At 68.9% G+C, this 11,154-nt stretch carries 10 protein-coding genes; 6 read left to right on the top strand and 4 right to left on the bottom strand.

The window, feature by feature from the left end; translation table 11 throughout:
- Nucleotides 1–90 precede the first annotated feature (90 nt).
- The gene (locus ACWCP8_RS33450; protein ID WP_451119977.1) at nt 91–3,315 is read right to left on the bottom strand and encodes an FG-GAP repeat domain-containing protein; all 3,225 of its coding nucleotides are present in this window, start codon (nt 3,313–3,315) and stop codon (nt 91–93) included.
- A 135-nt stretch (nt 3,316–3,450) separates the two neighbouring features.
- Nucleotides 3,451–3,681, bottom strand: coding sequence for a hypothetical protein (locus ACWCP8_RS33445; protein WP_451119975.1), 231 nt, complete (start codon nt 3,679–3,681; stop codon nt 3,451–3,453).
- A gap of 481 nt (nt 3,682–4,162) precedes the next feature.
- On the opposite strand from ACWCP8_RS33445, the gene ACWCP8_RS33440 reads away from it, so the two are divergent.
- Together ACWCP8_RS33440 and ACWCP8_RS33435 are read left to right on the top strand one after the other, a co-directional pair.
- Nucleotides 4,163–5,185, top strand: a complete 1,023-nt coding sequence (locus tag ACWCP8_RS33440) for a tetratricopeptide repeat protein (RefSeq protein WP_451119973.1) — start codon at nt 4,163–4,165, stop codon at nt 5,183–5,185.
- A 777-nt stretch (nt 5,186–5,962) separates the two neighbouring features.
- Nucleotides 5,963–6,727 (top strand): hypothetical protein, encoded by a 765-nt coding sequence (locus ACWCP8_RS33435; protein WP_383933462.1) that lies wholly within the window; start codon nt 5,963–5,965, stop codon nt 6,725–6,727.
- 759 nt (nt 6,728–7,486) lie between these two features.
- Here the strand turns inward: ACWCP8_RS33435 and ACWCP8_RS33430 are convergent.
- Nucleotides 7,487–7,807, bottom strand: coding sequence for a hypothetical protein (locus ACWCP8_RS33430; protein WP_352266800.1), 321 nt, complete (start codon nt 7,805–7,807; stop codon nt 7,487–7,489).
- A 77-nt stretch (nt 7,808–7,884) separates the two neighbouring features.
- On the opposite strand from ACWCP8_RS33430, the gene ACWCP8_RS33425 reads away from it, so the two are divergent.
- A complete protein-coding gene (locus tag ACWCP8_RS33425) occupies nt 7,885–8,220 on the top strand; it encodes a DUF6233 domain-containing protein (protein WP_451119970.1) in 336 nt (111 codons plus the stop codon).
- 129 nt (nt 8,221–8,349) lie between these two features.
- Here ACWCP8_RS33425 and ACWCP8_RS33420 read toward each other — a convergent pair whose 3' ends face one another.
- Nucleotides 8,350–9,294: a YcxB family protein gene (locus tag ACWCP8_RS33420; protein ID WP_451119968.1), complete on the bottom strand. Its 945-nt coding sequence runs from the start codon at nt 9,292–9,294 to the stop codon at nt 8,350–8,352.
- Nucleotides 9,295–9,533: 239 nt separating this feature from the next.
- On the opposite strand from ACWCP8_RS33420, the gene ACWCP8_RS33415 reads away from it, so the two are divergent.
- The 3 genes from ACWCP8_RS33415 (at nt 9,534) to ACWCP8_RS33405 (ending at nt 11,113) form a co-directional block, all read left to right on the top strand.
- Nucleotides 9,534–10,082, top strand: a complete 549-nt coding sequence (locus ACWCP8_RS33415) for an SMI1/KNR4 family protein (RefSeq protein WP_451119966.1) — start codon at nt 9,534–9,536, stop codon at nt 10,080–10,082.
- Between the two features lie 543 nt (nt 10,083–10,625).
- Nucleotides 10,626–10,874: a hypothetical protein gene (locus ACWCP8_RS33410; protein WP_326605003.1), complete on the top strand. Its 249-nt coding sequence runs from the start codon at nt 10,626–10,628 to the stop codon at nt 10,872–10,874.
- On the top strand, nt 10,871–11,113 hold the full coding sequence (locus ACWCP8_RS33405; protein ID WP_313938475.1) for a hypothetical protein: 243 nt from the start codon (nt 10,871–10,873) through the stop codon (nt 11,111–11,113). Before ACWCP8_RS33410 ends, ACWCP8_RS33405 begins: the two co-directional genes overlap by 4 nt.
- Nucleotides 11,114–11,154 lie beyond the last annotated feature (41 nt).

The raw sequence follows: 11,154 nt of genomic DNA, 5'->3' as shown, positions 1-11,154 counted from the left end.
GGGCAGAAGCCGTCCGTGACGGCAACCTGCCCGCTACACTCCCACCGCTCGACGTTTCCCCAGGTCAAGCCACAAAGTACTGCTGGAGTACTAGGAGAGGGCCTTGTACCCGCCCCAGCCGGTGGCGATCTGGGTACGGGACCCGAACGACCCCTTCCCGTCACCGTAGTTGCGGTACAGCTTGCCCGCGCTGTCCCGGACGACGATGTCCGCCTTGCCGTCACGGTTGAGGTCGCCGACACCGACGACGGCGTTGTACGTGCCGCCCCAGTTGCCGAACACCTTGGCGCGGGCGCCGAACGTGCCCTTGCCGGTGCCGTTGTAGCGGTACAGGGTGTTCGAGGTGTCCTGGACGACCAGGTCGCCGATGCCGTCACCGTTGAGGTCACCGGTGCCGACGATCTTCTTGTAGCCCTTCCAGCTGTCGTACAGCTTCACGCGCGCGGACAGCTTGCCCGTGCTGGTGCCCTTGTACAGGTACACCGCGCCGGTCGAGGCGTTGCGCGCGATCAGGTCGGGTCGGCCGTCACCGCTGATGTCACCCGGAGAGGTCAGCACGTCGTACTGGGTCCAGCCGCTGGTCGCCAGCGTGGTGTACGACGTCGTCGGCTTGAGCGCCGCGCCGCAGCCCGGCTTGTACAGGCGCAGGACCCCGCTGCTGTAGCGCACCAGGACGTCGTTGCACCGGTCCCCGCTCAGGTCGCCGAACGGGACCGCCTTGACGCTGGTCGCCCAGCCGCTGCCGCTGACCTTGCTCGAGAACGTCCCCGCGCCCGTGCCCCTCTGGAAGGTCAGGGCGCCCGAGGAGTTGAGGGTCAGCAGGTCGCCAGTGCCGTCCGGGCCGTCGGGGCTGCCGAAGTCGTGCCGTACCGGTGCCCCGTTGTTGAGGAAGCCGCTGCCGGTTGCCACGGTGGTGGCGGTGGACGTGTTCAGGCCCGTCGCCTTCAGGGTCCAGGTGAACCGGCCGTTGGGGAAGCGGGCCCCGCTCGCGGTCTTGCCGTTCCAGCCCGCCGAGACCCGGGCGGCGCTCGCACCGCCGGTGACCGAGCGGCTCGCCTTTCCGGTCTCGCCGCTCTCCACCGAGGTGAAGGTGAGCGACCAGGAGCCGACAGGGCGGGACAGCAGCCACGAACCCGTCCAGGAGTCGGCGGTGGAAGGCGCGGCGTAGCTGTCGGCGCTCGAGTCGAACGCGGTCAGGGCGGACGGGGTCACGCCGGTGGTGGCGACGTGCGTCTGCTCGAACGCGTCGAACCAGGCGACCAGGCCCGTGTACTCGTCGACCGTCCAGCGGTAGCGGCGGTCGGCGGCCAGGCCGGTGTCCGGGACCTTCGCGGCGACCACGCGGGTGGCGCCGGTGGCCGCGTCGGTGAGGACCAACTCGTCGGCGGCGTGGTCGTGGCGGACGGTGAAGCCGTCGCCGAGCAGCACGTCACCGGGGGCCACGGCGGCGGACGTGCCGGCCTTGGTGTCGTACACGCCCGCTGAGGCCGTGCCGCAGGCCCAGTACAGCCAGCGGCCCGCCGCCTGCAGCTCGGTCGGCACACAGCCGGCGCCGGGGACCGTGACCGTGGTGAGGGTCTTGTCCGTGGTGAGGCTGTAGGAGGTGACCTGGCCGGCGGTGGCGGTGGCGCTCCACAGGACGGGCCCGTTCAGGGCCGCGGCGCGGACCGAGCGCTTCAGCTTCTGGCCGTAGCCGAAGTGGCCCACGTACTGCATCGGGGCGGAGCCGCCCGAGTTGTAGACCGCGTAGTCGTCGGACACGTCGACGATCGCGCCCTTCTCGGTGCCGAACTCAAGGTCGGGAACGCCCGAGCCGTCGCCGACGCGGGCCACCCGGTCCGCGTCCGACAGACCCGATCCGCCCTCGTCGGCGTCGTAAAACGTCTCGAGGTAGGCGTCCCGGGGGGCGGTGACCTTGTTGCCCCACATCGCCGAGCAAGAGGTGCCCGGGTACGGGCACACGGCCGAGACCTTGTCGCCGGCCGTGGCGTCGGACGCGGTGAGCATGGTGCTGCCGTTCGTCGTCAGCGTGCGCACGGACGTGGCGTCCATAGTGCTGCTGACGGCGGGGTCGCGCTCCGCCACGCGCAGGCTGCCCCGGCTGAGCGCGAGGCCCGTCTTGGGGTTCTCGTACGGCGGCACCTTGGCCACCTTCTCCAGCCGCGGGGTGCCGTCGGCGCCCTGGACGACGCGCTGCACCCACCAGTCGGTGGTGCTCGTGCCGCCGGTGACGAGGGCGGAGCCGTCGGGGGCGGCGACGGGGTCGCCGTACGAGCGGGTCAGCAGGGTCTTCGTGGTGCCATCGGTCAGCGAGACGGCCGTGACGGGGCCCCGGTCCGCCACCAGGACGAGCCAGTTCCCGACGAGCACAGGGGAGCCGGCCGTGCCGTTGCCCGCCACCGGGACCGTCTCCTCGGCGGCGAGGTCCGCGCGGGACCGGAGGTGCAGGCCCGCGGCCTGGGTGTACCAGCCGATCCGGTCACCGGAGAGGGAGAGTGACAGCCCGCTCCCGGCGCCGGAGAAGACCTGGGTGAGCTCCGCGGTGGCGAAGTCGAGGTAGTGGATGTCGAAGGTCGCGGCGCCGGTCGAGTCGGCGGCGCCCGGGTACGCGAGCAGCGCGCCCTTGGCGTCTCCGGTGCGCACGGAGGTGACGCCCGTCTTCCAGACCTTGTCGGCCGGGCCTCCGGTCACCACGCGGGTGCGCTGCTTGCCGTCGACGTAGTCCAGCAGTTCCAGCCCGGTGCCAGGCTGGGGCGAGCCGTCGACGCTGGTGTTCTGCTCGGCCGCCACGACAGTCCCGCCGTACGTGCCGACGTAGTCCAGCCGCGGCATGTCCAGCGTGCGCAGCGTGCCGCCGTCCGCTCCGCCGGGCGTCCACAGTGAGACGGGTTCGGTGTACGACCGGTGCGGGAGCGCGACGGTGTCGGCGCCCTGTCCGAACGTGCCCGAGGGGCAGGTGGCGCTGATGTCGTAGCAGCTGGTGGTGGTCGGCTGGTACGGCTGGCCCGCACCGGCGTTGCCGGGCGGGGTGGTGACGGTGGTGGTGCCGCCGTCCTCGTAGTTCGTCCAGAGCAGCCCGGCTCCACCGGCCTGCCGGTGCAGGAAGCCGGTCTCGCCGGCCGCGAGCACGCGGTCCGAACGCGTCGTTTCCGTGCGCGGGTCCTGAAGGAGAATCTCCGTCGTTCCCGCTGTCTGTGCGGTGGCCGCGCGGGCCGGCTCGCCGCCCCCCGAGACCACGGTGACGGCCGCGACGGCGACCGAGAGTGCGGAGACAGCGACGGTCAGACCGCCCCGTCCCAGGGCATGTCTGCCCACGTGAGAGTCCCTCCCGGCGAGGGCCCCCTGCCCCGCCCAAGTGAGCGGACTTTACCAGCCTCTTGCCATTCTCTTACCAGGAGCCTGGGTGTTCACGTCGTCGGCCCCACGCCCCCGGCGGCTGCCGGGCGGCCGTCACTCAGGAGACTCCTCGTCGGGCGACTCGCCCTCCTCCATCAGCCGCTCGGCGATGTCATCCGACCAGTGCTGGGCCCAGGCACGCAGGGCGGTGACCGCCGCGTCGTCCAGGCCGTACTGGGTGAAGTCCGCGTCGGAGTAGAAGTCCGTGCCGGTGAGACGGGACTGGAGCGTGGGCAGGTCGAAGGGGTCGTGGGCGTGGCGACGGCCCAGCTGCGCGCGGAACATTGCCACCCCTCAAAGCCGCTTCTATCCGGCTGGCCCACTTCCAGCTTGTACCCAGGTGTCCCCAGCCGCATCTGGGCATGGCGCTGACCAACGACGACCGACAGTGGCACAGAGCGGCAGCCCTCATCCCCAACTCGAACGTGCTGCGGGTCTACGGCTGCCTTGCGGGCAATCCAGCAGTCTTATCGACAGCCTCATTCGCAGCCGTTCGCGGCCGTTCAGGTCTCCGGCGAGCAGCCCAGTGGCCCGGCCCGCGGACGACCGTGAACCAGCACGAACGGGGCCGTGCAGAGTTGGAAAGCGTGCGCCGCCCAAGGTGTCAATCTCTGCCGTGGAGAAGGGGGCGCGTTCCCCTGCTTTATCAAGGCCCGCGCACGGCGCCTCTACGGCGCGCTACGTGAGCAGGTCTCATCGCAGTTTGAGTGACAGCTGTTGCTGGGGTGTCGAAGGCAGCCTTGGGGTTCACGTAGCCTCGCGGCTGGTGAAGTTCATACGAACGGTGTGGGGCCGCGAGCGAGGTCGGTGGGCAGGGGACCAGCTGCCCCCTTCGCAGGCGGTGGTCTACGACCGCCTGCGGGATCTGTTCGAAGTGGGCGAGTACGAGGAGGCCGAGGCCGGGGCGAGAGCCCTTGCGGCCGCGTCCCGGCGCTTCTGGGACCGGGGCCAGGTTGTGGAGTGGCTGGCCGGGGCCTTGGCCACGGCGGCAGCCATTGCTCACGGGCGTGGAGCCGAGGTGCTGGCTGAGCTGGAGGCCCTGATCGCGGATTTGGAGCGGATGACTGGCACGGGGCGGGTGTTGCTGCTGGAGGTTCGGGTAAACCGCGTCGTGGTCCTCGTCGAACAGAAGCGGTACACGGAGGCGGAGGCCGAAGCGGACGGCATACTGCGGGCCGCAACCCGTCTCGCGCACCTCACCAAGGTGTGGGAAATCGAGCTGACCACTTTGGCCAACCTGGCAGCTGCCCTGTGCGGGCAGGGCCGTTACGAAGAGGCTGAGGCCATTGCCCGCGGCAATCTGCCTCGCGCGGACACGGACACGGCTGCCGTCCTGCAGCGAGTCCTGGTGCGCAGCCTGAACAGGCGGGGCCGGTACAACGAAGCTTTGGCCGAGGCCCGTCGGCTCACGGCAGACCGGGTCCGCGCCGCGAGCGGGGCTCGAGACATCGGCACGGCCACAGCGCTGTATGGCCTGGGCCGCCGCAGCGAGGCGGAAGCCACAGCCCGGCAGGCGTTGAACGCCTGCGAGCAGTTCCTGCATCCGATCCACCCCCGGACCCAAGAAGCCCGCACACTGCTGAGCCGCATTACCGCTGAGGCCGCTCGGCTGACGAGGGGGCGGGCCAAACCTGTGGCCAGCCCCTTGGTGAGCGAGCCCTCGACGCACGAACCGCTCCCTGTCTCGGCGGTGGCCGTGGCCAGAGACAGGGAGCGGAGTGCTCGGGGGCGAGCACGAACACGGACTGAGTCCGGGACGTCGATGGCCCCGCTACAAGTCAGGCGATGACGCAACCGTCGCGTTCTGCCAGTGGTGACCTCATAGGTCAGGGTGGGGATCTGTCGAGGCCGCCCGCTCGCGCGGCTGCTCCTCTTCGCGATGAGGGTCCGGGGCGACGCCACCGGGCCCCCTCTGGGCCCTCTCTGGGCCCTCCGAGGGCGACAAGCAACGGCCAACAACGACCAATCATGACAGCCAAACCGCAGGTCAGTTGCGGCATGCACCCTCCCGACCAGGGCCGGAAGACGGGCCCGCCAGACCCAGGGCAAGAAGAAGTAGCTTTTTTGATCATGCCCCTGAGCTGCGCAGACGGCGCGACTCAGGGGCATTTTCGCGGCCTGGGCCCTCTTGCCTGACATCAACATCGGCGTACACAGGGACACGCCGGCGTACAGGTGCATCCTGGCCAACAGGCCCCGGTGGCCAGGGGAGGCCAGGTGATCGGTGTGCGCACCCGCCTGTACCTCAATCGTCCCGCAGGCTGGCCCACCAGTGCCTTCGTCCTGTTCGCGCTGACGGGCTGACATCAATCCCTGACATCAACACAGGCGTACAACGACGCATCACGGCGGTCATTTTCGGTGGCGTGGCAGCCGTGCACTCTGCGCTGATCTCCAGCCCCGGATCGTTGGCCGCTGAGGTGCACCCGCCTGGGGTGGAGCGGCGGGGATTGTCTGATGCCCCATTGTGATGCGCGGGTGTACAACCCCGTGTGGATGCCGGCTGTCTGTAAGGCGCTGGAGGGATGAGCCTTTGGTGCCTTTCCGTACGGAGATTGGGGATCAGGTGGGGAAGCAGGTCTGGAGAGTCGTCGTGGCCGGTGGAGCGGCGGCGGTGTTCACTGCCGTGTCCGCGGTGCCAGCCGGGGCGGCCGAGGGTGGGGTCTCGTTCACCCGTGTCCAGGTGAACGGCGGCAAGCCGATTGTGATCGGGGTGTCGAAGGAGGTGGCGGTGCCCGCCTCCTTCCGGATGGCGACCACTCACAAGTGGAAGTGGCCGGCGGTGTTCCTGTACCGCGGTGGTGCGGGTGATCGGCTGTGGCACGCCATCGAGACGAGCGACTGCATCAAGGTGAGCTCGGGCGTCTGCGACATCAACGAGACGATGTACTTCGACCCGAGCATATGGGCCATGCGCAACAGCGAGGCCGGGGCCTGGAAGGTCGGGGCCGAGGTGTCCTTCGAGGGCGGCGGTGGTGACACCGACGACGAGGGTCTGACGGTCCACGTCAAGCGCAACTCCCGCCTGACCGTCAACGCCTCGCCCGAACCGGTGTCCAAGGACAGGACCATCACCGTGACCGGAAAGGTCACGCGGGCCAACTGGGAGACGAGGAAGTACGCCTCCTACGGAGGCCGCCTGGTGAGCCTGCAGTTCAAGCCTGCCGGCGCCGCCTCCTACACCACGGTGAAGAAGGTGTACGCGAACGGCTCGGGTGATCTCAGGACGACCGTGAAGGCCTCCAAGACGGGTACGTGGCGCTGGGTGTACTACGGCAACACCACCACCGGGCCGTCGACGTCGTCCGGGGACAACGTCGTGGTGAAGTGATGTCCGCGGTGCCGGCGGGCCTGGTATCAGCGCCTGACATCAACGCCTGACATCAACGGCCGTGTACATCGGCACCCACGCACGTACTGGTGTCCGCTCACGGGCAAGACTTCTCCCGCGAGAGGCTGGCCAGCCTCAACGGCGCACCCGCCTACGGATCAGAAGGCCGTAGAGCACCACACTGACAGCGAGCTTGGGCCAGCACCCACAGGACAAGGCCTCCTTCACCGCCGCTCGTTGTCCTGTTCCTTGTCCAGTTCGCTCACGCCCGCCTTAGTTCGCCGACGTACGCCAGCCCTCTCTGATCTGCCGAATGGCCGTCCATGAACGCTCACGGACGGCCACTCGCACAGTTGGAAAGCGTGCACCAACCAAACCGATGATTGGCCGGCGCGCGGGGCTAAACGGGGGGCCAACAACAACAGCCCTCCCCGTACTCCCGTAGACGACTACGGACAGAACCTTGCGCCTCATCCCAGGCCAAATGGCAGACCAACAAGGTCACTTACGCACGCGATCGCGTTCGGGACGAAGAGGTCGCCAGCATCTGGGCTGGCCGTATTGGGAGGGTGTGCGCCACTGCTAGCCTCCCGTTGATGAGGTCGTCCGCACGGTAAAGGGCGGGACCCGGGGTGCGACATGGGCCGCCTGCCTCATCATCTGACCGCATCAGATGAGCAGCAGACCGAGCGGTCGCCGTTGCACCGAACGAAGGTGCAACGGCGGCCGCTCGTGTTTCACGCAGCTGGATCAGGGCCGCTACGACTCGTCGGTCCTGATGGTCACGGTGGCACCCGCCTCCCGGGCTGCCTCCCGCAGAACGGCCAGTGTGTCCGCGAGCGGCTCGCGGGGACCACCGCGTGGGGTGGTGGCGATGAAGCAGGGCATGCAGCGGTCCAACCATCGGCGACCATGCCTGGGTGTGTCGACGCCCACGGTCGCTCTGGCGGGCTTGCCGCAGAGCGCGCACGGATGACTGCCGTCGAGCCGCTCGGCGCCGGCCCTGGGTACCCATGGTGGGGCGGGATCCAGCTGCGACGGGTCGACTCCGAGGGATCGCAGCAGGTCAGCGTCGGTCATGCGTGCGCCTCCTCTCGTCGGCTTCCGAACGATACGCCCACATATGACACTCAAGCGCCCGACGTAGACTCGAACACATGTCCGAACTCTTCCCGAGCGACCTGCCGCGGCTCCGTACGTTGCGGACATGGCATGCCATGTGGGTGGAGCGCATCGACGAGGCGATCGCGGCGGCGGAGCAGCGGGAGAGAGAGCGGCAGCAGGGTGAGGAGCGGCGGCCGCCGACGCCGGACTGGGTTGTCGAGCTGAGCATCGGCGTAGGGGCCCGACCCATCGAAGTCCATGTCGGCGGGTGCTACGCGGCGGGGAAGCGCCAGCGGGCCATCACCCGAGAGCAGGCCCTCGCCGCCCTCGCCGACGGGATCCGGGCATGCATCCACTGCCGGCCCGACACCGAGCTGGGGGTGCTGTGAACGACTCGCCCACAGCGGCTCACCATCGGCGTAAGCGAGCGCGGTAGAACTTTCTCTACTTCATCGAGCTCTTCGGCACCTGCGGCGGCTGCGCCGCAGGTGCCGAAGAGGAGTGAGCTCCGGGCTCGCTCAGAAGTCGTAGCAGGCGTAGTCGCCGTCGGGGCCCTGGGTGATCCGGTCTGAGCCCCAGCAGTGCAGCATCGGCCCGATGCGGTAGAGGGCGGCGCCGCCGACCAGCAGCACGGCTGCGGCGAGCACGGCGGTCACGATCCGCATCACCTTCATCCGCCGTACGGCCCACCATGCGCCGGCGACGGCAGGCAACCCCAGGATCAGGGCGACGGCAGAGACCGGCGCGTTGTTGTGCTGGAGCCCGGGGAGGCCATCTGGGTCCGCGGCCTTCTGGACGGCGGCGTAGGCGAAGAAGAACAGGACCAGCCCGAGGAGCAGCAGCCCGACGACGCCCGCTCCGCGCCGGACGGCCCGGCCCCGGCTCGGTGTCCTATCGGCGTCCGGCGCCACAGCGGCATCCGCGCGTACGAGGTGCCGATCGAGGATCGCCCGCAGCTGGCCCGCGTCCTCCGGGTTGCTCAGGCCGCGCTTGGGCAGGACGACGACGCCGACGGCGGACTTGTCGGCGCTGAGCAGCACGAACAGCTCCGGGGTCTCGACATAGCGCGGGTACAGGTGCCAGTCGAGAGTGCCCGAGCTGTGGGCGGTGGTGAGACGGATCCCGGTCTCGTCGACGACGACGCGGAAGTCGCCCTGCCGCTCGCTGAGCCGGTGGAGCTGGCGGGCCTGCAGCCGCGGCACGGCGGTCATGAAGGCAACGAACGCCAGCGCCAGGTACAGGTGCCACGGTGTGTCACGGTGGCCGTCGCCGAGCGTCGAGAGCAGGAATCCGACGGCCGTGACCACCAGCGTGAAGATCCGCAGGCGGCGCCGGAAAAGGCCCGCCCTGGTGGTCTTCGCCCGGGTGCGGATCGCTGCCGCGAGGTCGTCAACGGTGTGCCGGTAGGCCAGCTCCACCGGTCTCTCCGCGACGGCGTCCGTCGCTTCCCGGCCCTCGGCCATGTCCCCTCCCCGGTTCGGTGATCAACCGGAGCGTAGCGCCGGGGAGGGACGGAACGTGCTCGGGGTCAGGAGGCGGGAGCGGAGGGTTGCGGCTGGCGTCTGGGCTAGGCCGTTTCCTTCGGATCTTGTCGAGGCACCGGAGGCAGCGCCCCAGAGATTCGTCGCAGGGGTGGTTCTCGTAAGTTGAACCTCAGATACGACACGTCGCGCGGTGCGGGTGGCGGGATGAAGGGTGGGACATGCGCGGGAGAGACGCGGTGGCGGCACTTGCCGAACTCATGCCGGTGGCCCACGGGGTGGACGAGCGGATCGACTGGAGCGAGGTCGAGGCGATCTGGGGGACCCGGTTCCCCACGGACTACGTCCGGTTCATGGAGGTCTACGGGGCGGGGGCGATCAGCGACACGATCAGCATCGATCTGCCGGCGCCGCATGCCAACGGGTGGCCGTACCGGGATGGCCCAGGCTTGCGGGACGAGACGGAGAGCGCCCGTTACACCTGGGAAATGTGCCGCGCCGAGGCCGACTTCGACGTGGACCCCGAGTCCATCGTGGCGTGGGCCACCACGTCGGGGGCGGACATCTACTGCTGGGTGACCACGGACGACGACCCGGATCGATGGCCGGTGCTGATCTGCGGGAGGCACACCAACCCCGAGATGCAGTTGCACCCACTCGGGATGGCCGAGTTCCTTCGCAGGCTCCTGAGTGACAAGGCGTTTCGACAGCAGAAGATCAGCGTGATCCTGGAGGACGAGGTGTCCTTCGTCAACTGGAGGAATCGCTAGGCCGTCTTCTCTCGGATCACGTGGCTGACCAGATGAAGATGGCGGCGAGATAGATGGTGGCGGTCTTGTCATAGATGTCGCTTCTCGCCGACTCCCGCTTGGGAGCCGCTGTGGCCAACGGTGGAGGCATGGACCAGAGCCGTGGAGAACGGCGATGGCAACAAGGTTGAGATCACCAGGGCCCTGGACGCTGTCGATGCACTCGAGCTGACCCTTGTATCAGTCTCCGACTTCGGGGACCGATCGACGACTTCCTCATCCACGGCGAAGGTAACGGCGCGCGCTTCCGCCACCGATGGACCGAGGAGACACCCCCGTCTCAGATTCCGTCTCACTGTGCGACAGTTCGCGGCCCATGACGCCGAAGCCATCCGGCGCCCCGTGCCGCATCAGCTTGCCGGGATCGCGGTGGGGAAGTCGTTGGCACCGAGTCCACAGTTACTTGGCTCTGCGTCCATACCGCCGTGACCATTCCCTGTCGCACTGAAGGGCGTTACAGCCCCTAGATTGGGGCGCGCGCGTTGAGAGATCGGGAGAACGAGCATGGGTGAGCCTCTGAAGACCTTTGTCGGCGGCACCGAAGTCGAAGTGCCCAACAGCATCCCGGACATCCGTGCCACGCTCCCCGAGGACAGACGCGAGGAGTTCGACCGTGCCATCAACGAGGCCGGGGTGCACGAGATCCAGGCGGTCATGCGGCACTGGATGCTGGAGGCCGTGCCCGATCCCGAGGCCGAGCGGATCCTGGACCGGCTGGCGCAGGACGAGGCGGAGAGGCGGAGCGTCTCTTGAGTTTCCGCATCTCCTACGCCCCGCCCGCCGACGACACCCTGGCCAAGATGCGGGAGAGCGGTACGTTCCGCGACGAGATGGCGCGGACCTTGGGGCGCGACCCGTACGGGCACGGGTCGTCGGCCGTCAAGAGCGAGCACGACCGCCGCGAGGCGACGGTCCTCGGGGCCATCGTGCTCTATTACGTCTCCGGATCCGTTCTCACGGTCACCGTGGTGCGGCTCGTCCCGCTGCCCTGAGAACGTTCGCCCCAGGGCCCGTTGCCCGGACGAGTCCCGTT

This window comes from Streptomyces sp. NPDC002206 (assembly GCF_053593595.1).
This window is presented reverse-complemented; position numbering and strand designations above follow the sequence as displayed.